This window comes from Teichococcus globiformis, from assembly GCF_042646265.1.
Classification (GTDB): domain Bacteria; phylum Pseudomonadota; class Alphaproteobacteria; order Acetobacterales; family Acetobacteraceae; genus Pseudoroseomonas; species Pseudoroseomonas globiformis.
The window spans coordinates 17441-42518 of sequence record NZ_JBHRTN010000019.1 but is presented as its reverse complement, the minus strand read 5'-3'; the positions used below and the strand labels follow the sequence as shown (position 1 = coordinate 42518).

Sequence of the window (25078 nt, the reverse complement as noted above, 5' to 3'; positions counted from 1 at the left end):
GAGAGTTGGCGCAGCCTGCTTCGTCCCACGTGCCGCTCCTTCGCCCTGCCGCGCCCGGACCGCCGGCCGCGTCGCCGTCCAGGCGCGGCCATGGCTTGCCAGCCATGGCACCGTGTCAGCCGACCGGGACTGGGGCAGCGAGCGGGCGCGACATCGCCGCTGCCGTGTGTCGGAACGCCTGCTCAAGATCGCGGATCAGGTCATCAGGATGTTCCAGGCCAACGGAAAGGCGGATCAGTCCTTCGGTCACGCCGCTGGCCGCGCGGGTTTCCACGGGGACGCCGGAATGGGTGGTGGAGGCGGGGTGGCAGATCAGCGACTCCGTCCCGCCCAGGGATACGGCCAGCTTGAAGATCCGCAGCTGGTTGAGGATGCGGAAAGCCAGCAACCGATTATCCTCGACCACGAAGGAGAAGGTTGAGCCAGGGCCGGAGCACTGCCGGGCATGGATGGCACGTTCGACTTCGGCAAGGTGCTCCGGGTGCAGCACGCGGCATGGAATGTGCGGGTTGTTGGCCAGCCAGTCGGCGACCTTTCTGCCGCTCTCTGCCGCGCGCTCCATACGCAGCGACAGCGTTTCCATGGACCGCGCCAGCATCCAGGAGGAGTGCGGATCAAGCTGGAAGCCATAGGCCGAGCGGGTCTGGCGCACGGGCCTCAGCATCTCGCGCGAGCCGGTGATGCCGCCGGCCACCAGGTCGGAATGGCCCCCGACATACTTGGTGAGCGAGTACACGCAGATGTCCACGCCATGGTCCAGCGGCTGCTGGAATACCGGCCCGAGCATGGTGTTGTCGCAAACGATGATGGGGCGTTGACCGGAGCCGCGCGACCATTCATCCACAGTTCGCCGGACCAGTGCGAGGTCGGTCAGTGCATTGGTCGGATTGGCAGGCGTTTCCAGATACAGCATCTTCACCGGTCCCTGTCGCGCTGCCCTGGTCAGCGCCTCGGTCAGCGCCTCCGCGCTGGTGCCGTCGGTGAAGGGGAACGGGTTGATCCCCCATTGTGGAAACACCTTGCCGATGAGGGTCTCGGTTCCGCCATACAGCGGCGTATAGTGCACGATGCTGTCGCCCGGGCGCAGATAGCTGAGCGCCACGCAACTGATGGCCGACATGCCCGAGGCGGTAACCAGCGCAGTTTCGGCGCGGTCGTACAAGGCCAGCCGGTCTTCAACGATTTCCAGGTTGGGATGGTTGAAGCGCGAATAAACCAGACCGCCCGCGCCCATGCCGCTCGGCGCCGGCTTGCGTCCAGCCACGACGTCGAAAAAGTCGGCGCCTTGCTCGGCACTTTCGAAGACAAAGGTCGAGGTAAGGAAAACCGGTGGCTTGACCGCGCCTTCCGACAGGCTGGGGTCATAGCCGAAGGCGGTCATTTGCGTTTGCGGATGCAGCGGGTGCCCATCCAGATGCGTCCGCCTGAAATCCTTGGCCATGGCTTCCTCCCTTTCGGCATTGCCATGATACGCCACGCGAGCAGAGGAATCCCGCTTGAATAAGCCTGATTTACCATCATCCTTGGTGGGAAATGACTAATCTTGACGCGATAGACCGCAAGATCCTCCAATTGCTGAGCCGTGATGCACGGCTCAGCGTTGAACGTGTGGCGGAGCAGGTGAACCTTTCCGCCACGCCTGTGCGGCGGCGTATCCGGCAGCTTGAACAGGCAGGGGTGATCCGCCGCTACACGCTGGACATCGATATGAAGGCCTGTGGCTACGGCCTTCGGCTTTTTGCCTTCATCAAGTTGCAGAGCCGCGACCGTGCCACGATCCGCGACTTCGAAGAGCGCGTGCGCGCCTTGCCGGAGGTGACGAGCTGCAACCTCATCACTGGTGCGCATGATTATATTCTCGAGATGAACGTCCGGGACATGGAGACTTACAACCTGTTCCTGCGCTCGATCCTTGCCGAATTGCCGGGTGTTTTCGGTATCGAAACGAGCGTGCTGATCGGGCAGGTGAAGAACGAGGTGCCGCTGCCCTATTGAGGACGCGGCGGAACGGATCCCCTATCCATTGTCCATCCGCTGCCGCAGGTGGCGCTTCAAAGTCTCGATCCGCTCGGCCGGCCAGCCTTGTGGCTGCGTCACCTCGATCCAGGCATCCACGTAATGCTCAGGGGCATAGACGTGGCCATGGCCCATGGGCGTTGAGGTGGCCAGAACCATGTCGAGGGCAAGCTGCAGAAAGGTGATCAGCGGGTACCAGCGCAGTTCGGGCGACACGCCGGGACCCCTTGTTCCCCTGAGCCAGTCCGGCGAGCGGAAAGCAGAATTCGCCTCGAAGAAGGTGATGGGGTCACTGGCATACTGGAGGTACACGATCCGCAACGGACCCCACGGCGCCGCGGCTTCGTGCAGGGCGTTGTCCTGACCGGTGAAGCGGACCACCGACCCGTCGCGGAAGCGTGGCAACCATGCCGGCGAGCCCGGCAGCCGTTGCGCCGTGGCCTGACGCCATGTGCGGCTGGAAAAGGGCGGCCCACTCCACAGCGCCCCCTGGAATGGATCGCCGATCACATCGAACAGATCCACCGAAAGATCCGAGTTCAGCGCCCCCAGGCTGAGGCCGTGCAGGTACAGCCTGGGCCGTGTCGCCTCAGGCAGCTGCCGCCAATGATCATACACCTTGCGGAAGAGTTGCTTGGCGGTGTCTGCACCATAGGTCGGCTCGACCATCAGGGTGAGCCAGCTCGCCATATAGGAATACTGGACGGCGACGGTCGCGATGTCGCCGCGGTGGAGGTACTCGAGCGGCATCTGGCTGGCGGGATCGAGCCAACCGGTTCCGGTCGGCGTGGTGACGACGAGCGCCGATCGCCCGAACGCCCCAACCCTCTGCATTTCCGCAAAAGCGAGGTCGACCCGCTCACCGATGCTCTCGGCCGAGTTCAGCCCGACATAGATCCGGAGCGGTTCCAGGGCGGGTTCGGCGGTGAAGTCCTCGATCTCGGCACGCGACGGGCCGGCGGAAACCGCTGATCGGCCCATCCGTCCCAACTCGTCCCAGCGCAGCAGCGATGCCTCGCTGCCCGTCTTCAAGGTGTCCTCCGGCACGCCGAGATCGTCGTCGATCAGAGCATCGAGGCGGCTGTAGCTGGAATCCAGGGCGCGAATACCGGCCTGCAGGACAATCCCGTTGCCAATGGCCCAGAACACCACGGCCGCGACGGCGATGCCGGCCAGCACAGAGACGCGGCGCGGCGCGACATGGTCGATCAGCCAGGCCGCCCGCCGGGCAACCACCTTGAACAGCCGCGCCAGCAAGATCAGGACAAGCACAACAAGGCTCGCAACCAGCCCGACAACGGCCGGTCTGGCGCCTTCCACGGGCGGCAGGCCCATCGGCACACGAATCGAATTCTGCCAGTCCGAGGCCTGCCACAGAAAGGCCGCCGCCAGGCCGATGCAAGCCGCCGCGGCAAGCAGCTTCAGCGCCGTGCCGAGGCGCCCTTCATCCAGGCCCGGCAGTTGAAGAAAGCGCCATAGCGCGCGCAGGGCGACACCGATGCCATACCCCAGCCCGAAGGAGACCCCCGAAAGCACGCCCTGCAGCGCAGCGTCGCGTGGCACAAGGCTTGGCGTCAGGGATCCCGCAAAGAACAGTGTTCCGAGCCAGAGCCCGGTGCCGCAGAGCGAGCCGATGAAGCGGCCTTCAAACCATCGCGTGGACACGCCGCCCCCCATGCCAGCTTTCCCTCCGAAGATGCGCCGTGACGCGCCGTCCTTCCTGCAGCCGGCCGCCATTCCTTTCGCCTGCCGCAGAAGCCGAATCTTGTCCAGGGCCCGGCTGCGCTTCGGACGAGCCGCTCGTCGCGGCTGCGGGAAGGGGGGGTGCGCCTTCGACGGTGCCGGCGGTTCGTGTTGCTTCCGCCGATGGCGGGAACCGCGCGACCGGAGGCCGGGCATTCGTCCGCCCAGGCCTGCCTCAGGGACGAACCGCCAACCTCCGCCGCAGCAGCGCCATGTTCCGACGGTTGGCCTTGAAGAACACGTCACCCACCGATCCTATCAGCGGGACGGAGCTGATCACCGCGTCCAGGCCGACATTGCCGATCATGCGGAGGACGGTACCGGGTGAAACTCCGAGCCGCCGAGCCTCCACGATCAGGTAGGCCGAGAAAGCGGCAGAGACGATCGGCCCGAGGCCCGGCACGAGGCTCATCAGCGGATCTGTACCGAAGCGGATGCTGGTCCCAGGAATGCGCCACCGGCTGTCGAGAAGCCGCGCCAGCCGCTCCAACCGGTCCATATTTGAGGCGTCGCCGGAGGGAGGAGGGTGGCGCATCGAGCATCCGTGGAGAAGATGGCAGCCCCAGAGCAATTCGTCGCCGGCGGCCGGGTTTCATTTTCCCCGGCCGGGAGGGAAAGGCCTGCCCCTCATGAGCCGCCGGAGCTGCCCGCCCGTTCTGGCTGCCTCTGACTCGCTTGAGCGGATGGCACCGCCGGTGCAGGCCTCGCTTCACGCATGATCGCGCAACGGCAGGTCGTCGGCAGCGGGTTCCGAGGTGTACCCCCGGAACACAGGATGCCCTCTGGCCGGCCTGTCCTGCCAAGCCCGCCGGCCGGTACGCTGCGTTCAGTCCAGCGTGATGCCCAGGTCGCGGATCAGCGGCACCCAAATGGCCCGGTCCGCAGCCAGCATGGCACGCACCTGTTCGGGCGAGGCGGGCAGCGGCTCCACGCCGATCTCCCGGAACTTACGCTGCGTGCCCTCATCGGCCAGGGCGGCGGACAAGGCGGCGGCAAGGCGGGTGGCAACGGGATCGGGTGTGGCTCGTGGCAGCATCAGGCTTTGCCAAGCATAGGCCTCGAAGCCGTCCAGCCCGGCGCCTTCAGCCACGGTGGGCAGTTGAGGGAAGCCGGGCTGGCGGCTCGCGGAGAACACGGCTAGGGGGCGCACCATGCCACTGCGGAGTGCCTCACCGCCCGCCACCGTATCCGTCACCGCCGCCTCGACCACGCCGGCCAGCAGGTCGTTGAGCGCCGGCGCGGCACCGCGATAGGGTACATGGCTGAAGCGGGCACCGGTGCTGCGGGCCAGCCGTTCCATGGCCAGATGGTGGGGCGAGCCGATGCCTGGCGAGGCATAGTCGATGCTGCCCGGCTTCTCCTTGCCCTGCGCCAGCAGCGCGGCGAAGTCGCGCAGCGCCGACTCCTTCTTCACCGCCAGCACGAGGTGGAAGCGGGCAATGCCGCCGACGGGGCGGAAATCCCGATCCGGATCATAGGGCAGGCTGCGGAACAGGGCGGGGTTGAAGACCAGAGTGCCGTTATCGGCTGTCAGCATCGTGTATCCATCGGGGGCGGATCGCGCAGCGGCCTCGGCGCCAATATTGGTGGCGGCGCCCGGGCGGTTGTCGATCACCACGGGCCGGCCCAGCCCTTCTCCCATCCGGGCGGCCAGCAGCCGTGCCAGCGTGTCGGAGCCGCCGCCTGCCGCATAGGCAACGATCCATTTCAGCGGCGCCTCTGGCCAGGCGGCGCGCGCGGCCGCGGGCAACAGCGCGGCGTGAAATCCCGCCAGCGCCAGGGTACGGCGGGACAGGAGGAGGGTGTTCGGCATGGACGTTTCTTTCCCGTGGCAGGCGGAATGCAGTCAGGCGGCAGGCAAGATGCGGGCACGGCACTCTCCGAAGCCGATGGAGACCGCGCCATCGCGTGCCGCCCGGGCGCGCAGGATGATCTCGTCGCCATCCTCCAGGAAGCGGCGTGTTTCGCCGGAAGGAAGGGGGATGGCCTGCCCTCCGCCGCCGGTGCTTTCCAGCAGACTGCCGAAGCCGCCGGGATCGGGCGCCGAAAGTGTGCCGGAGCCCAGCAGGTCGCCCGGATTGAGGTCGCAGCCACCGCTGGTGTGGTGCGCCACCATCTGTGCCACGGTCCAGTACATGTGCCGGGTGTTGGACAGCGCCAGGCGGTGCGGTGGCAGTCCTTGTTCTCGCATCGCCGAAGTCGAGATCAGCACCTGCAGCTCAAGGTCCAGGGCGCCCTGGCCCTGGTCGGCCTGGTCCAGCAGGTGCGGCAGGGGAGCGGGGTCGCCCTGCGGCCGGGCCGGCTGCGGGATGCGGAAAGGTGCCAGCGCCTCCGGCGTCACGATCCATGCGGAGATGGTGGAACCGAAACTCTTGGCCAGAAACGGACCCAGCGGCTGGTATTCCCAGGCCTGGATGTCGCGTGCCGACCAGTCGTTCAGCAGGCAGAAGCCGGCGACATGGTCCGCGGCACCGGCCACCGGCACCGGCTCGCCCAGCGCGTTGCCAGGGCCGATCCAGATGCCCAGCTCCAGCTCGTAGTCCAGTCGCTCGCAAGGGGCGTAGCGGGGTGCCTCGGCGTCCGGGGCCTTGAGTTGCCCTCGGGGGCGGCGAACATCCGTGCCGCTGGTCCGCACGGAAGAGGCCCGGCCGTGATAGCCGTTCGGCACGTACTTGTAGTTCGGCAGCAGCGGGTTTTCGGGCCGGAACACCTTGCCGACATTGGTGGCGTGGTGGATCCCGACGTAGAAATCGGTGTAGTCGCCGATGCGCGTGGGCAGATGCAGGGCGCAATCCACTGCCTTGTGCAAACAGTGGGCGGCCTGCTCGCGATCCGGGCTGTCAGCGGCCAGAATGGCGGAAAGCCGGGCGCGCAGCGCGCGGCGTGGTGGCGCACCGAGGGCCAGAAAGGCATTCAGGGCAGTGCCGGAGGCGGCGCTGGCAGCCTGCTCCGCCTCGCCCGTGAAAAGCCCCGCGAGCGACGCGGCCGCGAGATCGAGAATGCTATCGCCGATGGCGACGCCGCCACGAGGCACCGCTTCGCCTGGCGGGGTGAACACACCAAAGGGCAGGTTCTGGATGGGGAACTCGGCATGCCCATCGGCCCCTGGCACCCAGCTGCGCAACGCCGGGTCATGGGTGTGATCGAGGGCAGGGGATGTGTGCGGGGTTGCCTCGCTCAAAACCGTACCTCCTCAGCGGCGCGAGGGATCGAAATGCTTGCGAAGCTCCCGGCCATAGCCCGCATAGTTGCGCTGAAACTGCGGCGCCTCGGCCGCGAAGCGGGTGACGCGCTGCGGATAGCGGGTCTCGAACATGAAGGCCATCGTGCCTTCCAGCTTGTGCGGGCTGAGATCGGCATTGCTGGCGCCTTCAAAGGCATTCATGTCCGGTCCGTGCGGCAACATGCAATTGTGCAGGGAAAAGCCGCCGGGCACGAAGCCGCCGCCGGTCTTGGCATCGTACACCCCGTGGATAAGGCCCATGAACTCGCTCATGATGTTCATGTGGTACCAGGGCGGACGGAAGGTGTTCTCGGCCACCAGCCAACGGTCGGGAAAGATGACGAAGTCGATGTTCGCCGTGCCCGGCGTTTCGGATGGCGAGGTCAGCACGGTGAAGATCGACGGATCGGCATGGTCGAACAGCACCGGACCCACGGGGGAATAGCGACGCAGGTCGTATTTATAGGGCGCGTAATTGCCGTGCCAGGCCACCACGTCGAGGGGCGAGTGCTGCAGCTCCGTTCGCCACAGCTTGCCGCCCCACTTCACCGTCATGGTTGAGGGCGCGTCACGATCCTCATAGGCCGCGACCGGAGTCAGGAAGTCGCGGGGATTGGCCAGGCAGTTGGCACCGATCGGCCCGCGTTCCGGCAAGGTGAAAGCGCCGCCGTAATTCTCACAAAGATAGCCACGCGCCGTCCCATCGCCGTGCAGCTCGACCCGGAGCTTGACGCCACGCGGGATCACGGCGATCTCGCCCGGCTCGATGTCGATGATGCCGAATTCGGTCCAAAGCCTCAGCGTGCCCTGTTGCGGGACAAACAGCATCTCGGCATCGGCATTGTAGAAATACTCGTCCTGCATGGAGCAGGTGACGAGATAGATATGCGACCCCATGCCTGCCTGTGACCCGGCATCGCCGGCGGTGGTGATCGTGTGGATCCCCTGCAAGAACCCGATGCTGCCGTCCGGCAGCGGGATCGGGTCCCAGCGCAACGGCGCCAGCGGCATGTCGACCTCGGCGCAGGGGGCGGTGCGCCACAGCCCGGCATCCACCTCCCGGAACTGCCCCCAATGGGCCACTGTCGGGCGAATGCGGTAGAGCCAGCTGCGTTCGTTGGTCGCGCGCGGCGCGGTGAAGGGGGAGCCGCTGAGTTGCTCGGCATAAAGCCCGTAAGCGCATCTCTGCGGCGAGTTGCGCCCTATCGGCAGGGCACCAGGCAGCGCTTCCGTTTCGAAGCCGTTGCCGAAGCCGGACAGGTAAGCTGGATCGCCGGGCGCGGCCACCGGCATGGTGGACAAGCCGGGTTTGGTGGAAACATTCATCTGCTATCCTCCCGCGGGCAGGGTGGCGCCGCTTCCACCGCGCCCCGCCATTTTATATCGTCTCAAATGAGATCAAAAGCTGAAATCATGCCCGCGAGCAAGCCCGACGCCGATCCCCTGATCCTGCAGGACTTTCTGCCCTACCGCCTGTCCGTGGTGACCGAGGCGGTGAGCGGTCTGTTCGCCACGCGCTACCGGGAGCGCTTCGGCCTCAGCATCCCCGAATGGCGGGTGATCGCGGTGGTCGGGCAGCACGGCAACCTTTCCACCCAGCAGGTGATCGAGCACACTGGGATGGACCGCGTACGCGTCAGCCGCGCCGTCATCCGCCTGGCGGACAAGGTGCTGCTTGAGCGCCGTGCCGATCCACGGGATCAGCGGGCGCAGTTGCTGCGCCTTACCCGCCAGGGCCGCGCCACCTATCGCGGGATCGTGCCGCTGGCGCGGGAGATGCAAGCAGCGCTGTCCAGCGCCCTGACGCCGACGGAGCAGCGGCAACTCGCCGCCATCCTGGACAAGATCGACCGCCGCACAAGGGACCTGACCGCCACGGAGGATTGAGCCTCACTCGGCCGCCGCCGCAGCCCGCCTGCCGATGACGCCGCGGCGCAGCTGATCTTCCTCGATGCTTTCGAACAGGGCGCGGAAATTGCCTTCGCCGAAGCCATCATCGCCCTTGCGCTCGATGAACTCGAAGAAAACCGGACCGATCACGTTGCCAGAGAAGATCTGCAGCAGCAGCCTTGCCTTGCGGTCCTCCACCACGCCCTCGCCATCCACCAGGATGCCGTTGCGCTTCAGACGTGCCAGATCCTCGCCATGGCCAGGCAGCCGAGCATCGACGCGCTCGTAGTAGGTGTCCGGTGGCGCCGGCATGAAGGCAAGCCCGGCTCCTCGCAGCGCCTCGATCGTGGCGTAGATGTTGCTGCAACCGCAAGCGATGTGCTGGATGCCTTCGCCCTTGTATTCGCGCAGATACTCCTCGATCTGGCTTTCGTCATCGGCGCTCTCGTTCAACGGGATGCGGATGCGGCCATCGGGGCTGGTCAGGGCGCGCGAGAACAGGCCGGTGTACTCGCCCTTGATGTCGAAGTAGCGGATCTGCCGGAAGTTGAAGAGCTTGTTGTAGAACGCGTACCAATTGTCCATGCGGCCCCGGTGAACATTGTGCGTCAGGTGGTCGATGTAGAACAGCCCGGCACCGCCTGGGTTCGGGTCATGGTCCCCGATCCAATCGAACTCCTCGTCATAGGTGGAGCCGGCTTCGCCATACCGGTCCACGAAGTATAGCAGGCTGCCCCCGATGCCCTTGATGGCGGGCAAGTCCATGGTCTTGTCCCCTGTCGCACCATCCGTAGGCTCGGCACCGAGTGCCAGCGCGCGCCTGTAGGCATGCTGGGCATCCACGACGCGGAAGGCCATGGAGGGGACGCAGGGACCGTGCGCTTGGGCAAAGTGCGCGGCATGGCTCGCCGGCTCCTCGGTTAGCAGGTAGTTGATGTCGCCCTGCCGGTAGAGTGTCACGGCCTTGCGGCGATGCCGGGCCACGGCGTCGAAGCCCATTTGGCGGAACAGCGCATGCAGCTTCTCCGGCTCGGGATGCGCGTATTCAACGAAGGCGAAGCCGTCCGTGCCCATTGGATTATGGTCGCTGATGGCGGGACGTGGTGCATCATGCGGAAACGGACCCATGAGTGGCTTCCTTTCTGATCTTGGACCGCAGAAAGCCTATGAGCGTCGTCGCGCAACCGGTGTGCAAAGATGTGCGTTCGAACTGATCGCATGCACAGTCTATGCATATCAGGGATGTTTTGTGCACGATCTGGACGCATTCGACCTTCGCTTGCTGGCTGCGTTGCAGGATGATGCCCGCCTCACCAACCAGCAGCTTGGCGAGCGCATCGGCTTGTCCGCTTCGCAGTGTTCCCGCCGCCGCAGCGCGCTGGAGGCCGCGAAGGTCATCCGCGGCTACCGGGCCGAACTGGCGGCCGAAGCGTTGGGGCTGCACGTGATCGCCTTTGTCCAGGTCACGCTGACGACCCATAGCGGCGAGAACTCCCGGCGGTTCCGGGATCTGCTGTCCCGTGTGGACGAGGTCCAGGAAGCCTACGCCATGACCGGCGACGCGGATTACCTGCTGAAGGCCATCGTGCCCGATCTGAAGGGCTTGGCCATTCTGGTGAACGACACGCTGCTTGCCCATGACAGCGTGGCGCGTGTTCGCTCCTCCATTGTGCTGGACAGGCTCAAGGACCAATCCCGCCTGCCACTGAGGCGCACCCGGTAGGATGTCGTGGGTCGAGAGGTCCGGGAGGACAAGGTGATGCCGGGTCAGGAAAACGCGCCGCTCACTCTTCGTCGCGCCATCGGCAATCTGTTGCGGCTGGCGGAGGCGGATCTGCGCGACGCGCAGGTGCTGGCCGAGAATGATGCCACATCCAATGCCCTCATGCTGGTGGGCAGTGCGGCCGCATGGATGGGCAGGGTCCTGACGGTTTCCGCCACCGGTCGCTACGAGGCGGAGGACAACAGCGCACCGGACCTTCCAGGCAGTGGCCCGATGGCCGTCCGTCTCCGGGGGATAGCTGAGGAGAGCGCCCCGCAGCCACGTCTGCTGGAGGATGGAAGCCTTCGAAGGGCGCCAGCCTCGAAGGGTGTTTGCGGCACCATCGAGAGGGGGCGGACGCTGCTTCTGGAACTTTGCCGGAAACTCGACGTGGATCTGCAAAGCCGGCGGCCGGCGGGTCGCACCGCCCTGCGGCAGGATGAGCCATCCGAAGGAGGCAGCAGCCGCGAAGTCGCCTCGTCCAAGGGCACGAGAAGGCCGGACAGCACAGCAAGCCCGCGAGAGCGGCCACGGGATGCACCGCCAAGAACGCCAGCTGAACAGCCCAGGAGAGTGCCCGGCCTGACGTCGAAGACCTTCTGGGACCTGATGAACCGATGGAAGGTGCCGGACGACCGCGCACTGGGCTTGCTCGGCAAGGGGCGGGGTCTGACCGCAGAGGGGCGGCAGCCTCGCTTCAAGCTGAGTCCTGCGGAAGCCGACATGTTGCTGGCACTGCAGAACATCGATGCCAGCCTGACTGCACTCGCACAGGAGCCGTGTCGCTGGGTCGCGACGCCGCTCCCGGCGGCCCCCTTTCGGCGCTCAAAGCCGCTCGACTGGATGATCCGGCGGGGACTGGTGGGGGTGCGTGAGCTGTCGCAGCACCTTCTGCAGGCCACCCTGGCAGCGTCCGTGAGGCTGGAATGACGAGGGACGGGCAGTGGGGGGACCGATCTGAACCGTTACCTGCCCGCGAACGTCACTGAGGACGGCTGTCAACCAGCGACACGATGGTTTCCAGCAGTGACGGCATCTCCGAAGCCGGCACTGGCAGCCGCTCTCCTTCCAGCGTCATTTCATCCAGCAGTCGGCCCCGCCGGGTGTAGAGCGCCAAGTGAAGCTGGTCGCCCTCCACGCGCGGCAGGCAGACCACCTCCTGATCGCCCGCTTCCTGGCGCGCCATCTCCACCAGATCCTGGATCTCGGGCCAGGCGCCGGTCTGCTCTTCCGCTTCCTCGAGAAAGGCGGCGATTTCCGCTTCCGTCTCGGACAGCGGCACCAGCGCCAGCGGCACACAGCCACCCTGCGTCCGGAAAACCATGCTGCGCCAGCGTTCAAAGGCATCCGCCAGGACCTTTTCCTCCGGAGTTTCCTGCCCTTCCTCGGGCGGTTCCGGCAGGCCGCGAGCGGCAATCTCTTCCCAGAGCGGCACGGTCCAGTCCAGCTGAAGGCCAATCAGCACGCCAAAACCGCCTTCGGCCAGGGTGCTCTCATCAGCGGGCGGTAGCGACTGTGGCTGCTGCCCTTCGGCCATCTGAATCAGGGTCTGGCGGAGCTGGCCCGGAGTCAGGCTCGCCACGGCGTCGGGCGAGAACCATTGCGGCAGCAGCTGCAGCTCCAACCCTTCGGACAACGCACCGGAGGCTGCGAGGCTCTGCGCCAGTGCGGCCGGTTCCGGCAAAGGTCCGGGGGACAACCCCACCGGCAGCGCCACCAACTCGGACCAGCCGGACGGCCCCGCGGGTCCGGCCTCGGCCATGGCCAGCAGATCCTTCGTCAGATCCTCCGCCGCCTCCTCGCCATGGCGCTGAGCGACCCGGCGCACAGCCTGCTCCAGCACCCCATCACGGCCACTGGCGATCAAGGTTTCGGCCAGGCTGTCGAAGGCGGTTCCGTCCGGGCCGGCGAAAAGGCGCATCAGCCGGTCCGCCGGGGTGCCGGAAGCCTTCTCGCGCTGTGGCACCGGCAGCGATGCAGGATCGATTTCCAGCAGCCGTATGGCTTCCTCGCCTCGGGCAACAGGGGTGCGCCCCCGCCAACCAAGGCGGCTCTCGGCCGTAGCCGACCGGTCCTGCATCCAGCGGCGGAAGGCGGCCTTGTCGGCCTGCTGCACCAGCACCGTGACGCCGTGCCGCAGCAGCGCAGCCGCCACGGCCCGGTTGGCGGCGCGGACCGCCTCCAGCGTTTGGCCGCCGGGCCGCATCAGGTCCAGGGTGTCGGCGTCCGGATAATGCGTCAGCAGCACAACCCGCAGATCGGGGGCCAGCTCCTCCGCCAACTCGGCAGCCTCAGCTATGAGCCGGTGGTCCTCGGGTGTCATGTCCAACCTCCGGAAAGCATGCGGGCAGTGGCACCCTTACCCTCTCCGGCCCCTGCGCGCCATTCGCCGGAAAGACGCCCGCCCGCGTTCCGCGCCGCTGATCAAGCCATCGGTCGGGCGCGGCGCGGCGGCGGCCTACCGGTGGAACCTGCTGCGTGCGATCGCTCCGGAGATTTCGGATGGAGCCACACGCGTGCTTGTGACAACCGGGTGCGTTATCTCGTACAGGTCGATGGCTGCTTTGCTGAACAGGATGAGGCGCTTCATGTCGAGCGCGAAGCACTGTCCCCCGTGCCGGCTTACATCGCCGAACTGCAGTTCGAGCGCCTGCGCTGCGATCCGCCTCAGGCCCTGACCCTTTGCCCAGGATAGCGCGACCGCATGGTGTTCCTTACGGCTCGGATGCACTGTGTAGGCAGGGTAGCGGTTCGGCGCCGTCATGGCGTGCTGTTCTAGCCTGAGGATCGAGAAGCGGAAGCATGCCTGCGAGTTGTTGAGCCTCGGTCTGCAGCCTTTTGCCTGTCAGGACTTCCGGTGCCGCAGCCATCCGCAGCCTTGAGAAAGAGTTTGCATTCGGCGGGCACCCTCCCCATTGTCTTGTCGTCAGCTTGTTTGGTTCGGCCTGCTCTCCTTGCTCATGATCGAGCGCCGAGCCCGGTGTCCGCTTTCCTCAAGGTATGATTCGCGCAGCATTTCGCTTTGCGATTTTTGTTCTGATCGGAACACCGCATATGCCCATCGGCACCGTCAAGTGGTTCAACGCTACCAAAGGCTTTGGCTTCCTTCAGCCGGAAGATGGTTCGCAGGACGTCTTTCTGCACATCTCCGACGTTCAGCAGGCCGGCTTGCAGGCTCCTCGCGAGGGCGATCGGCTCTCCTTCGACCTGCAGCGCAGCCAGCAAGGCAAGATCTCTGCCGGTAACGTGAAGCAGGCCTGAACGGGTGTGGCAACGCGGTCGCTGAGCTCTCTTGCGGTGTGTTTCACGCGGCATAGGGCGTTGTGGCTGCGTCGCCCTGCCATCTGCCAGCCATCGCAGCTTACCGGCGGCATCAAACGCCGGTTTGCTCCTGCTGTTCTAAAAGGACTATCTCGACATCGTTTCGAATCAATCATCTCATAAGCCTTCTGCGGCCAATGTCGTCGCCAGTCACGCCTCTCCCGTGCGCACCTGGGATGATCGCTCTCGACCTGGGCTGAGCCTGGACGAGATCCGGAGGATTGTGCTGGAGACCATCGGCTAGCCTGGGCGGAATGGCGCATTCAGCTGGGTGACCAGCAGCAATCTGGAAGGATGACCAATGAAGCCGCACAGCTTTTCGATCGGCCAGACAATCCAGCTTTCGGGCGGCAAATACACGATCGCTCCAGCAGGAAAATACACCATCACTCGTCTGCTACCGAATGATGGGATCGACCGGGAGTACCGTGTTCAGAGCCATCATGATGGTCATGAACGCGCAATTCGAGAAAGCGAGATTCGCAGTATCGAGGATCTAGCGGCCCGCTAAAGCTGCAGCGGGTAGTCGCAATGAAGCCTGCGGATCGCGCTTGGCAACAGCCTTTTATCAACCTGCGGCCGCACCCTCGGCGGCGTCAGGGTCAGCCAGGACACCGCCATGACCGAGATTGCAAGCAAGTCCGATAAGACGCTGGGCGCCGCCGTAGGGACGCCCGAGGAAGTGGCCTATCTGGCCAAACGCCTCCGCGTGTCGCCCGCCATCATACAGGAAGCCATCCGACGGATTGGTTCCGCGGAGCGAGCCGCCGTTGAGCGTGAAGTTCGCAAGGGCCTGATGCGCCGCTGACGGCACAAAGCCCGTTCCGGCGTCTCTTCGGGGCTGGAAGGAGTTGGAACCCGCCTTCGGCGACCTCGCCAGGCGGGTTTGTCTTTCAAGGTGCGCATGTCGGGCTGTACGTTTGAAGCAAGCCAGCACCGCCACTTTGCCTTCAACAGAATCAACGTCCCGGAAACAGAAAGAGCCCGTTGAAGCGAGCTCCTTCACCATCTGCCTGAGCCTGCGCCGGTCTCCGACCCTCCCCAAGACCGGGCGCTGTCATGGTTACGGCACGCTATCCGGCGGAACAGAGATCACACCTTCGGTGTAGATATCCTTGGCCTGCGCCACCGTCGCCATCAGCACAAGATCCTCCGACAGCCAGGCCGAGGGCGAACTCGGTAGTCCTGAGTCTGTCATGGGGAGGGTAAATGCCCCCGCTGCCCATGCGCGCGCCTGTGCCTCCGACTGCGCTGCCACGCGACATGCTCCAGCATACCGACTTCCGCTCCAACGTGGATCATTGAGCCCGTCGGGCTGGGGCATGAGCTCGTAGACAAAGAGTTCCATGGGCGATTGCTGTACCGGAAGAGGGGCGGAAGACACTTCGCTTCATGCTCCATTCATCCCTGCATCAGCAATCTCAGATTGATTTATGAATTCTCAAATAAACGACAGATTAACGCGCGCACGGTTGTGCCCGAGCGTCGCGTTGCACCTTACGCCATCCCTGGATCAAGCTTACTCCTCTGGCACCTCCTGCCCGCCACGGACCTCATCCTCGGGATGCGCTTCCTTCAGCTCCGGTTCCTTCTGCTCCGAAGCCTGTTCCCGCTTTTTCTGAAGCTTGGCTTCTGTCTTTGCGCGCTTGGCGTTGTCGCGTTGCGACCGCTCGAAGTTGTAGTTTGGCTTACGCAAGGGAACTCCTTTGGAGAGGGGGTGTGAGGCCTGGTGCGCCTGCTCGGGCTAGCCAAAGAATGGGGGACATCCCACAGACAATTCCAGCCCTACCGCCATCAACTCAGTCCGCCAAGCAAGACCAGGGCAATCGACGGCACAATCAGAGCGGGATGAACTTCATGCCCTCGGCTTCGAGGGCTGCGAAGGCCGAGCGGAATCGAGCCCGCAAGCGCCCCCGCGCCCGGGACTGTCACCGCATCGCAAGGCAGACGCTCCATCAGCTATGCCGGGGCGTTCTTCGCAGACGCTGCTTCTTCGACCCTCTGCTTGCAGGCAGCAGGAAGGGGGTGATCAAATTGGCTGAGCTTCCTGGCGGCAGGCTTTCCGCGCACGAGGGCGAAACCAGACATCAACTCTGGACCCTCTATCCTGCGCCAATCGAACGGGCGGCCCAAGCGCTCCTCGTCCGGAACAACCATCCTCCTTTGTGCTCCCTGAAGTCGATATGGCTCAGCTCGTCGTAGGATCTTTCTTCATTGGCGAGGAACACCAGCACCTCGGTCCACAGGCCAGGACCTCACGCTCATTTCGGTTGTCACGGCAGCACCGCGCTTGCCAGGACAGATATGCTGGCTCGGTGTTCCCGGGCCATCGTCAGGCTTTTCTCCGCCTCGTTCCTGGTTGGCAGGTCCAACAGCCGGGGATGCGTCGATCGAGAAACCTTCTGGATAAGACCTGTGCCTGTCCATCGCGGCATCAAGAGGGCCTGCTGGGATGTGGCTGCGACCAGCAGTCTGCAGCATGGGAACGGATCTTTCGCTGCAAATGCCAGGGGCATGTAGAGGGCTGAAGTGGTTTCCGTGGTGGGCTGCGGTGCTGGCCAGACGGTTTGTCCGGTATGTTGGACCTGGACGGATTGGCCCGTTATTTCCAGATGAGCCTGTCTGACGCGGAAGAGGCTGATGGGCCCATGGTGGCAACGCCGGCCGGTGCAGGAGCCGCAACACCGAACAATAGTCTCGCGCCGGGTACGCTGCGCCAATTCGTCGCCTGAAGTGCCTCGCGTTAAAGTCTGGTGGTGCTTGGTTGCCGCAGCACGTCAAGAAGTAAGGTAGCCGCAACGAGTCCAGCAGCCCGCGGGTCTGGAGGGTTCAACACAGTCGATCGAACCTTGATGAACTTACCGGATTTAACAGCAATACAAGCGCTGTCGCCGGTGACAACGCCGTCCCTGCCGGTGATTCGGAAGGTCGCGCATTGCACAAGGCGAGGTGCCGTCTTGCCAGTGCTGCTCCGTGCGTCGAGAGCGCTGTGGAACGTGACCACCTGATAGAGGCCAAGGCGTGCCGCCGTTTGCAGTTCTGCTTCAAACCGCACAAGCTCAGGGCCAAGGTCCGGATTCTCGCCCCCGTCGGGACTGCGAGGGGCCCCCCGGTCATAGGAATAGATGGTCACCTTCATCTTCTCCCCATTGGTGGGCACGTAAGGCACCGAGGCTCCCGCACCGGCTTGTCCCGGCATCGCCTCGTGGTCTGTGATTTCTCCGGCTCGCCTGAAAGCTCCTAGTTGTGCCGGTAATGCTGCAAGCGAGGCGAGGTCGGCCGTTGCACTCTGCTGGCCCCGAAGCAGCGGGAATGTTGGTTCATCCGGCGCAGAGCATGCAGCCAGGAGAAACATAGCTACCAAAGCAAAGCGCATATCGCTTATCTCGACAATTTCTTGGCCGTTCCTCTACCGAACTTTACTCGGTGTGATCTACAGAAATCGTGGAGGCTCTAGCCCGTCTAATTTCCTGCTACTGCTGCGCAGGAAGCAAAAAGGCCCGCCGAAGCGAGCCTTGAACTATTTAGGTCTATATCGTGTCCATCGATCCCGGGGTTAGGCGATGCTGAAGCGCTACCCATTGGGAATTTGGCGGACCCGATACGATTCGAACGTACGACCTTTGCCTTCGGAGGGCAACGCTCTATCCAGCTGAGCTACGGGTCCTCGCCTCGGCCTCTTTAGCCGCTGGCGCGGATGGATGGAAGCCCCTCCATGATCGATCCCGCCATCACCTTGCCAAAGCCGCTTCCACAGCGGCCGAGACCCGGAACAGAGCTGTATCGCCATCATGGGCACCGCTCAGCATCAGGCCGGTCGGCGCCTCGCCGGCGCGATGGTTGGGCAGGCTGATGCTGCAGCGGTCCAGGAAGTTGAAGGCAGCAGTGTTGCGCAGCAACAGAAGGTTGATCCGGTTGTATTCCGCCTCGTCGTCCACAGCCTTGATGGCCGGTGGGGTCAGGGCCGAGGTCGGGCCCAGCACGGCGTCGTAGGGCTGGGTGCGGATCGCGGCGGCCACAATGATTCGGGCCCGCGCGGCCATCAGGTCCTGGTAATCCGCGGCATCCATTCCAGCGCCGCGCTGGATGCGGGCCAGGATGCGCGGATCGTATCGATCGCCGCTTCGCTGCATCAGTGTCCGGTGCCAGGCGTAGGATTCGGCTGCCGCGAAGCCGCCCTTGGCATTGGCCGGGCCGATTTCGGCCAGCTCCGGCATGGCGATGCGCTCGATGCGGGCACCGGCAGCCTCCAGCCGGGCCAGGGCAAGCTCGAAGTTCTGCGCCACAGCGGGCTCCAGGCCCTCGAACAGGAAGCTGTTCTCGGGCACCGCAAAGCGCAGCCCCGCTACGGAACTGGCCGCAGGCAGCTCGGCCGTTTCCGCTCCGGCCATGATGTGATGCAGCACGGCGCAGCAGCCAACGGTGTTCGCCAGTGGCCCGATGCTGTCCAGGCTTTGCGACAACGGCAGCACGCCGGCCAGTGGCACGCGCTTGGCGGTGGGCTTGTAGCCCACGATGCCGCAGAGCGCTGCCGGCACCCGGCAGGAGCCGCCGGTGTCGGAGCCGAGCGCCCCAAATCCCATGCCGTCGGCCACAGCGACGGCGGCACCTGACGAGGATCCGCCTGGCAGCCGCCCCGTGGCGCGATCATAAGGTGAGCGCGGCGTACCGTGATGCGGGTTCACACCGAGTCCGCTGAAGGCGAACTCCACCATGTTGGTGCGGCCCAGCACCACGAAACCGGCGCGCTCGAGCCGCGCGACGGCGGGGGCGGTGGCCAGTGCCGGCGGAGCATCGGCCAGGGCGATCGACCCCGCGCGCGTCGGAACACCCTGCTGGTCGAACAGATCCTTGATCGAGATGGGGATGCCGGCCCAAGGGGAAGGTGCCCGGCCTACGGCCCGCAGGGAATCCAGCGCGCGCGCGCTGGTCAGGGCAGCCTCCGCCTGTACGGCCACGAAGGCGCGGTTGCCCTCACCGGCTGGATCGGCGATGCGGGCCAAGGCGGCCTCGGCCAGGGCCACCGCGGTGGTCCTCCCGCAGGCGAGCGCGTCGGCGGCGGCAGCAAGGGTGCGGGGTTCGACGGTCATCGTTCTGCGTTTGATCCCTGGTCTGAGGAACTGCGACCGGCGGATGCTGAGCCGCGGCAACAGGCGCTGCAAGACCACTGGCCCAACTTCCTGTCATCCTGCGATTCCAGGCGAGGGGGCATGTTCGACAGCGTTGACAGCGGACGAATTTCATCGTCAGCATCCCCGTAACGAACAGGAGGTCAGTCATCAGATGTCGGGATGTCATCCTTTGCCTCCCGGCTGAAGATCGCCTGTCTATTTACTTCTGTCGGCACATCGGAGAGCGTCCTCATGTTCACCCCTCTGCGGCGTCGTGCCCTGCTGGCCGGCGCATCTTTCGCCATGCCAGCCCTGATTGGCTTCAAGGCCAGCGCCCAGGCCATCAACCTGCGCTCCGCGGATATCCACCCAGACGGCTATCCCACCGTGGAAGGCGTCAAGGCCATGGCCAGGCTGGCAAAGGAGCGGTCCAGCGGCCGCATCAACATCCAGGTCTTCCATTCCCGCCAGCTCGGTGAGGAAAAGGACACGCTGGAGCAGACACGGTTCGGCGTCATCGATATGAACCGGACGAATTTCGCGCCGCTGAACAACCTGGTGCCGGAAACGGTGGTGCCTGGGCTGCCCTTCCTGTTCCGTGACGAAGCCCACATGCACAAGGTGATGGACGGGCAGATCGGCCAGGAGATCCTGGCGGGCGCCGAGAAGCACGGGCTGATCGGCCTGTGCTGTTACGACAGCGGCGCCCGCAGCATGTACAACAAGCAGCGCCCGATCAACACGCCGGCCGATATGAAGGGCATGAAGATCCGGGTTCAGCAGAGCGATCTCTGGCTTGCCATGATGCGGGCACTGGGCGCCAATGCAACGCCGCTGCCAACCGGCGAGATCTACTCGGCCCTGCAGACCGGCGTGATCGAGGGGGCTGAGAACAACTATCCCACCTACCAGTCCCAGCGGCACTTCGAAGTGGCCAAGTTCTATTCCGTTACCGAGCATTCGATGTCGCCCGAGATCCTGGTGATGTCGAAGCGTAGCTATGACCGGCTGCCCAAGGACATGCAGGAGATCCTGCGCGAGAGTGCCCGGGACAGCGTGCCGGAGATGCGCAAGGCCTGGGCGGCACGCAGCGACTCGGCGAAGGAGCAGGTGATCGCCGCCGGAACGCAGATCAACACGGTGGACAAGGCCCCGTTCGAAAGCGCGATGGCCCCCGTCTACGACCAATTCGTGCGGGATGCCAGGCTGAAGGGCATCGTCCAGCGCATTCGGGAAAGCGCGTGACCATGGCGCCCATCTTGCGATCGGCGCTCGATACCTGTTGCCTGATCTGCCTTTGGATCGCCGCCATCGCCCTGGTCGCCATGACCGGGGTGGTGGCCTGGGCGGTGTTCGGGCGCTTTGTGCTGAATGATACGCCCGCCTGGGCCGACGTGGTGGCGCTGCTGCTGATGGGCTGGGTCATCCTCGGTGCCGCGGCCGCCGGCGTGCGGGAAGGTTTCCACATGGGGTTCGAGACAATCCGCGACCTGCTGCCCACACCACTGCGCAGGGTCTGCGACCTGATCTCCGACCTCATCATCACCCTCTTCGGCGTCGGAATGGCCTGGTTCGGGGGTGAACTGGCGATAGGCGTCTGGGATGCCACGATCCCGTCCATCAACCTTCCCGGCGCGGTCGAATACCTGCCCCTGGTGCTCGGCGGGCTGATGATGGCGTTGTTCGGTGCCGAGCGGCTGGCAGCGCATCTGGCGGGCGAGGCCGCTCCCTCCGAGGTGCTGGACACCCCTCTCGTAAGTGACGCGTGATGGGGGGCGGAATGGAAATCGCCGTTCTGCTCGGCAGCTTCGCACTGATGCTGCTGATCGGCGTCCCGGTGGCCTTCGCCCTCGGCGCGGCCTCCTTTGTCACCGTGCTGTACATGGATCTGCCGGCCATCGTCGTGTTCCAGCAGATCTCCTCCGGCATGAACGTGTTCTCCATGCTGGCGATCCCGTTCTTCGTCTTTGCCGGCGACCTCATGCTGCGCGGGCAGATCGCCGACCGCCTGGTGGCGCTGGCCTCAGCCATGGTCGGCCACATGCGTGGCGGGCTCGGCCAGGTGAATGTGGTGGCGGCCACGCTGTTCGGCGGTGTTTCCGGCTCGGCGGTTGCGGATGCGTCGGCGGTTGGCGGGGTCATGATCCCCCAGATGCGTGCACGGGGCTATGCGCCGGACTACGCCGTGAACGTCACGGCCAACGCGGCCCTGATCGACCTGCTGATCCCTCCCAGCCACAACATGATCCTCTATGTCATTGCGGCGGGTGGCATGATCAGCGTGGCGGACCTTTTCACCGCCGGCATCATCCCCGGGATGCTGCTGATGACAGCATTGATGTTCACCGCCTGGATCGTCGCGGTGAAGCGCGGCTATCCGCGGGAGACCTTTCCCGGCTGGGCCATGCTGGCCCGGCTGCTGGCGGCGGCGCTGCCCGGGCTGATGTTGATCGTCATTATTTTCGCCGGCGTGCGCAGCGGCATCTTCACGGCAACGGAGAGCGCCGTCGTCGCCGTGCTCTACGCCCTGCTGGTGACGCTGTTCGTGTATCGCAGCCTGGATTGGGAAGGCTTCAAGCAGGCGGCGCTGGGTGGTGCACGCACCACCGGCATGGTGATGCTGATCATCGGCTGCGCCAGCGCCTTTGGCTGGCTGATGGCGCTGCTGCAGGTGCCGGCTATGACGGTAACCTTTATGGAAGGCATCACCGACAATCCGCTGCTGATGCTGCTGCTGATCAACGTGATCCTTCTGCTCCTCGGCACCTTCATGGACATGGCGCCGCTGATCATGATCGGCACGCCTATCTTCCTGCCGGTGGCCATCAAGCTCGGCATGGATCCCGTTCAGTTCGGCGTGGTGCTGATCCTCAACCTTGGCATCGGGCTGATCACCCCGCCGGTCGGGCCGGTCCTGTTCGTCGCCTGCGCGGTCGGCAAGGTGTCGATGTGGGATGCCACCAAGACCAGTGCTCCCTTCTACGCAGCCGCCTGCACGGTTCTGCTGATCGTCACCTACGTTCCGGCGGTGTCGCTCTGGCTCCCCCGGCTGTTCCATTGAATAATGCCACAAGCGATATCAGGGAATGGCTTCATGACCGTGCAGAAACCCGTTCTTCTCACCGGCGCCTCCGGCAATCTTGGCCGCATGCTGGCGCGGGAGCTGGCCGCGCAGGGCTACAGGCTGCGCCTGACCGACATCACTCCCTTCCCGGATGCGGTGCCGGAAGGCGCCACCTTCACCCGTGCCGACCTGAATGACGGGCTGAGCATCGTGCAGCTTGCCGAGGGCTGCGGCGCCATTCTGCATTTCGGCGGTTGCGCGGTGGACATGCCGTTCGAGACGGTGATCGGCCCCAACATTCGCGGCCTCTACCACATCTACGAGGCGGCACGACGCGAAGGGGCGCGGGTGCTGTTCGCGTCCTCCAATCACTCGATCGGCTTTCATGAGCGGCCGCAGGGCAACGAAGCCAGGCTGGACGCAACATGCGAGTTCCGTCCGGACAGTTTCTACGGCCTGTCCAAGGCCTATGGCGAGTTGATGGGCCGGCTCTACTGGGACAAGCATGGGGTGGAGAACCTCAATGTCCGCATCGGCAGCTCCTTCCCCGAGGCGGTGAACCAGCGCATGCTCTCCACCTGGCTGTCCTATGGTGACCTGGCACGGCTCTGCGCCAAGTTCCTGGATGCGCCCAAGGTCGGGCACGCTGTGGTCTGGGGCGCCAGCAACAACCCTGCTACCTACTGGGGCGCCGACCACCGCGATCGCATCGGCTGGCAACCCGAGGACAGCGCGGAGATCTATCGCGATGCCGTAGGCCACAAGACCTCGGGCAACCCGGTGATCGAGCGCTACCAGGGCGGTGATTACACCGGCAATGGTTACAGCCGCGCGGCACCGAGCCCACGCGATCCGTTCGCGCTGGACGAGTGATGCGGATCGGCGCCGGGTCCTGGCAGGCGGAAATCCTGCCGGAGCGCGGCGCCGCCGTCGCGCGGCTCGATTTTGCTGGGAACGCGGTGCTGGTGCCTCTGCCGGATGGTGCCGATCCCACCGCCACCAGGGCCGGCGCCTTCTGGATGCTGCCCTGGACAAACCGGCTGGATGGTGGCCGCTTTCCCTGGAACGGGGAACATTGCTTCCCGCTGAACAAGCCGGAGGAAGGAAACGCCATCCATGGCCTCGGCCGTGACCGTCCCTGGCAGGTGGTGGAGCAGGGAATGGCGGAGGTGGTGCTGGTTCAGGAACTCACGGCGCCGCCCTTCCGCTATGCGGCGCGGCTGCGACTGCGGGCCGCACAGGATGCGTTTCTCTTCGAGCTCACAATGCGCAACGAGGATGACAAGCCTTGCCCCATGGGTTTCGGCTGGCATCCCTGGTTTGTTCGCCAACCGGGAGCCTCCTTGCGTTTCGGCGCCACCACGCGGCTGACCCAGGGCGCACGGAATCTTCCTGGTGAGGGGGTGGCCGAGTCCGGCCCCGATGGCGCGGCCGAACCCATGATCGGTGCCGACAGCCACTACGCCGGCTGGAACAGCCAGGCTCGGCTGGCTTGGCCGGGAATCGTGTTGGAGATGACTGCTTCCGGAGACTGGGCGCGCAACCTGCACCTCCATCTGCCCGACGCCGCGCCGGCCATCTGTCTGGAACCCGTCAGCCATGTGCCGGATGCGATCAACAGGCCGGATCTGGCGCCGCTGGGTGCCATGCGTGTACTGGCCCCGGGCGAGGCTCTGCACGGCACCATCACCCTCAAGGCCTACCCCGTCTGAGCACAGGCTCGCCATTCCCTCTTCGCAAATGAAGCTTCGCCGGCCATGCTGCGCGCCATGCCGGACGCACTTGTCCTCGGGGCCGGGATCATGGGCCTCTCCGCTGCCTGGGGCCTCAGTCGCGCCGGGTTCTCCGTCACCGTCGTGGAGCAAGACGACATCCCCAATCCACGCGGCAGCAGCGTGGACGAGCATCGCCTGATCCGCCATGCGTATGGCGCCGCTGCTGGCTACATGCACATGGTGGACGAGGCCTACGCTGCCTGGGAGTTGCTCTGGCAGGACACCGGGCAGCGCCTTTACGCCGAAACAGGCGTGCTGGCGCTCGGAGACGGCGGAGCGGCGCATGGCTGGCTGGAGCTGAGCCGCGGTGCCCTCCGTGAAGCGGGCCATGCGGTCGCCGATCTTGGCCAGGCGCGGCTTGCCTCGCGCTTCCCCATGCTGGGTGTGGAGGGGATCGGCGATGCCTTCCACATGCAGCGTGGAGGGGTCCTGCTGGCCGGGCGCATCGTCGGATTGCTGGCGGCCCATCTGCGGCAACGGGGCGTCGGGTTCAGGCGAGGCCGGGCCGTTGCCGTTGATCCCGCTCGGGCGCGCCTGACCCTGGAGGATGGCGCCGTGCTGGAGGCCGAAAGGCTGGTGCTGGCCGCCGGCCCCTGGGCGCCCCGGTTGGTGCCGGGACTGGCCGGGCGCGTCACGCCTTCCCGCCAGATCGTTGTTTATCTGGAACCGCCTGAGCGGTATCGGTCCGCCTGGGCCGCGGCGCCCATGGTTCTGGACCTGTCCGAGAAGGGCGGCTTCTACGCCGTGCCGCCGGTGCCGGGCACAGGGCTGAAGATCGGCGATCACCGCTTCTCCTGCCAGGGTGACGCGGAGGATACCCGCGACGCGAGCACGGCCGAGGCAGAAGCCATTCTAGCTCTGGCCCGACCCCGCCTGCGCGACGCGGGGGAATACCGGGTCCTCGGTGCCAAGGCCTGCTACTACGATGTGGAGCCTGAGGAGCGCTTCCTGGTGGAGCCACTGTCCAGCCGCTGCATTGTCATGAGCGGTTTCTCCGGCCACGGCTTCAAGTTCGGCGCGGTGCTCGGGCTGGCTGTAGGCGACTGGGATCTGCAGCGGCTGCCGGGCTGGGCTGCGGGGTGCGGCGGCGCGGCACCGACGGGGCCGCGAGCGGCTTGAGGGAAAGGGCTCCGCGCCTTTTGGAAGCAGCCCGCTCCAGGAAAAAGGGGGCCG

Annotated in this window: 25 protein-coding genes and 1 tRNA gene; 13 read left to right on the top strand and 13 right to left on the bottom strand. The window is 65.3% G+C overall.

The genetic code is table 11. The features are described from left to right. Positions 1-115: 115 nt before the first annotated feature. The gene (locus ACFOD4_RS18950; RefSeq protein ID WP_379598974.1) at positions 116-1441 is read right to left on the bottom strand and encodes a cystathionine gamma-synthase family protein; all 1326 of its coding nucleotides are present in this window, start codon (positions 1439-1441) and stop codon (positions 116-118) included. A 92-nt stretch (positions 1442-1533) separates the two neighbouring features. Here ACFOD4_RS18950 and ACFOD4_RS18945 point away from each other — a divergent pair, with 92 nt between their 5' ends. After that, positions 1534-1995 carry an Lrp/AsnC family transcriptional regulator gene (locus tag ACFOD4_RS18945; RefSeq protein ID WP_379598973.1) on the top strand — a complete coding sequence of 154 codons (462 nt, stop codon included), beginning with the start codon at positions 1534-1536 and terminating at the stop codon, positions 1993-1995. A gap of 21 nt (positions 1996-2016) precedes the next feature. Here ACFOD4_RS18945 and ACFOD4_RS18940 read toward each other — a convergent pair whose 3' ends face one another. The 5 genes from ACFOD4_RS18940 to hmgA form a co-directional block, all read right to left on the bottom strand. Beyond that, a complete protein-coding gene (locus ACFOD4_RS18940) occupies positions 2017-3693 on the bottom strand; it encodes an alpha/beta hydrolase (protein ID WP_379598971.1) in 1677 nt (558 codons plus the stop codon). A gap of 241 nt (positions 3694-3934) precedes the next feature. Continuing rightward, a complete protein-coding gene (locus ACFOD4_RS18935) occupies positions 3935-4294 on the bottom strand; it encodes a DUF4112 domain-containing protein (protein ID WP_379598969.1) in 360 nt (119 codons plus the stop codon). Positions 4295-4585: 291 nt separating this feature from the next. Continuing rightward, positions 4586-5572, bottom strand: coding sequence for a Bug family tripartite tricarboxylate transporter substrate binding protein (locus ACFOD4_RS18930; protein ID WP_379598968.1), 987 nt, complete (start codon positions 5570-5572; stop codon positions 4586-4588). A 33-nt stretch (positions 5573-5605) separates the two neighbouring features. Further along, the gene (gene fahA / locus ACFOD4_RS18925; RefSeq protein ID WP_379598966.1) at positions 5606-6940 is read right to left on the bottom strand and encodes a fumarylacetoacetase; all 1335 of its coding nucleotides are present in this window, start codon (positions 6938-6940) and stop codon (positions 5606-5608) included. A 12-nt stretch (positions 6941-6952) separates the two neighbouring features. Continuing rightward, positions 6953-8308: a homogentisate 1,2-dioxygenase gene (gene hmgA, locus ACFOD4_RS18920; RefSeq protein WP_379598964.1), complete on the bottom strand. Its 1356-nt coding sequence runs from the start codon at positions 8306-8308 to the stop codon at positions 6953-6955. An 87-nt stretch (positions 8309-8395) separates the two neighbouring features. Between hmgA and ACFOD4_RS18915 the strand changes: the two genes are divergently transcribed. After that, positions 8396-8869 (top strand): MarR family winged helix-turn-helix transcriptional regulator, encoded by a 474-nt coding sequence (locus tag ACFOD4_RS18915; protein WP_379598962.1) that lies wholly within the window; start codon positions 8396-8398, stop codon positions 8867-8869. 3 nt (positions 8870-8872) lie between these two features. Here the strand turns inward: ACFOD4_RS18915 and hppD are convergent, their stop codons facing one another. Then, a complete protein-coding gene (hppD, locus tag ACFOD4_RS18910) occupies positions 8873-10000 on the bottom strand; it encodes a 4-hydroxyphenylpyruvate dioxygenase (protein WP_379598960.1) in 1128 nt (375 codons plus the stop codon). A gap of 121 nt (positions 10001-10121) precedes the next feature. Here hppD and ACFOD4_RS18905 point away from each other — a divergent pair, with 121 nt between their 5' ends. Next, positions 10122-10595, top strand: a complete 474-nt coding sequence (locus tag ACFOD4_RS18905) for an Lrp/AsnC family transcriptional regulator (protein ID WP_379598959.1) — start codon at positions 10122-10124, stop codon at positions 10593-10595. 36 nt (positions 10596-10631) lie between these two features. Further along, complete coding sequence (locus ACFOD4_RS18900; RefSeq protein ID WP_379598957.1) at positions 10632-11564, top strand: hypothetical protein; 933 nt, start codon at positions 10632-10634, stop codon at positions 11562-11564. Positions 11565-11616: 52 nt separating this feature from the next. On the opposite strand, the gene ACFOD4_RS18895 is transcribed toward ACFOD4_RS18900, so the two are convergent. Next, positions 11617-12957: a hypothetical protein gene (locus tag ACFOD4_RS18895; protein WP_379598955.1), complete on the bottom strand. Its 1341-nt coding sequence runs from the start codon at positions 12955-12957 to the stop codon at positions 11617-11619. Positions 12958-13092: 135 nt separating this feature from the next. Beyond that, entirely contained in the window at positions 13093-13398 is a 306-nt protein-coding gene (locus tag ACFOD4_RS18890) for a hypothetical protein (RefSeq protein WP_379598953.1), read from the bottom strand. 290 nt (positions 13399-13688) lie between these two features. Between ACFOD4_RS18890 and ACFOD4_RS18885 the strand changes: the two genes are divergently transcribed. From ACFOD4_RS18885 to ACFOD4_RS18875, 3 genes are all read left to right on the top strand, one after another. After that, positions 13689-13895: a cold-shock protein gene (locus tag ACFOD4_RS18885; protein WP_379598951.1), complete on the top strand. Its 207-nt coding sequence runs from the start codon at positions 13689-13691 to the stop codon at positions 13893-13895. 361 nt (positions 13896-14256) lie between these two features. Beyond that, complete coding sequence (locus tag ACFOD4_RS18880; protein ID WP_379598950.1) at positions 14257-14466, top strand: hypothetical protein; 210 nt, start codon at positions 14257-14259, stop codon at positions 14464-14466. A gap of 108 nt (positions 14467-14574) precedes the next feature. Then, complete coding sequence (locus ACFOD4_RS18875) at positions 14575-14763, top strand: DUF3606 domain-containing protein (protein ID WP_379598948.1); 189 nt, start codon at positions 14575-14577, stop codon at positions 14761-14763. 255 nt (positions 14764-15018) lie between these two features. On the opposite strand, the gene ACFOD4_RS18870 is transcribed toward ACFOD4_RS18875, so the two are convergent. The 4 genes from ACFOD4_RS18870 to ACFOD4_RS18855 form a co-directional block, all read right to left on the bottom strand. Further along, positions 15019-15213, bottom strand: coding sequence for a hypothetical protein (locus ACFOD4_RS18870; protein ID WP_379598947.1), 195 nt, complete (start codon positions 15211-15213; stop codon positions 15019-15021). A 261-nt stretch (positions 15214-15474) separates the two neighbouring features. Next, entirely contained in the window at positions 15475-15651 is a 177-nt protein-coding gene (locus ACFOD4_RS18865) for a hypothetical protein (protein ID WP_379598945.1), read from the bottom strand. A gap of 1894 nt (positions 15652-17545) precedes the next feature. Then, positions 17546-17622 (bottom strand) — tRNA-Arg (locus tag ACFOD4_RS18860). Positions 17623-17686: 64 nt separating this feature from the next. After that, positions 17687-19045, bottom strand: a complete 1359-nt coding sequence (locus tag ACFOD4_RS18855; RefSeq protein WP_379598943.1) for an amidase — start codon at positions 19043-19045, stop codon at positions 17687-17689. Between the two features lie 273 nt (positions 19046-19318). Between ACFOD4_RS18855 and ACFOD4_RS18850 the strand changes: the two genes are divergently transcribed. From ACFOD4_RS18850 to ACFOD4_RS18825, 6 genes are read left to right on the top strand one after another with little or no spacing between them, the layout of a single operon-like run. Continuing rightward, the gene (locus tag ACFOD4_RS18850) at positions 19319-20311 is read left to right on the top strand and encodes a TRAP transporter substrate-binding protein (protein WP_379598941.1); all 993 of its coding nucleotides are present in this window, start codon (positions 19319-19321) and stop codon (positions 20309-20311) included. Positions 20312-20313: 2 nt separating this feature from the next. Then, positions 20314-20835, top strand: a complete 522-nt coding sequence (locus tag ACFOD4_RS18845; RefSeq protein ID WP_379598940.1) for a TRAP transporter small permease — start codon at positions 20314-20316, stop codon at positions 20833-20835. A gap of 11 nt (positions 20836-20846) precedes the next feature. Beyond that, positions 20847-22127, top strand: coding sequence for a TRAP transporter large permease (locus tag ACFOD4_RS18840; protein ID WP_379598938.1), 1281 nt, complete (start codon positions 20847-20849; stop codon positions 22125-22127). A 33-nt stretch (positions 22128-22160) separates the two neighbouring features. Beyond that, a complete protein-coding gene (locus ACFOD4_RS18835) occupies positions 22161-23003 on the top strand; it encodes an NAD-dependent epimerase/dehydratase family protein (protein ID WP_379598936.1) in 843 nt (280 codons plus the stop codon). Then, the gene (locus tag ACFOD4_RS18830) at positions 23003-23842 is read left to right on the top strand and encodes an aldose epimerase family protein (RefSeq protein WP_379598935.1); all 840 of its coding nucleotides are present in this window, start codon (positions 23003-23005) and stop codon (positions 23840-23842) included. Before ACFOD4_RS18835 ends, ACFOD4_RS18830 begins: the two co-directional genes overlap by 1 nt. Positions 23843-23887: 45 nt before the next feature. Beyond that, entirely contained in the window at positions 23888-25024 is a 1137-nt protein-coding gene (locus ACFOD4_RS18825; RefSeq protein WP_379598934.1) for an FAD-dependent oxidoreductase, read from the top strand. Positions 25025-25078 lie beyond the last annotated feature (54 nt).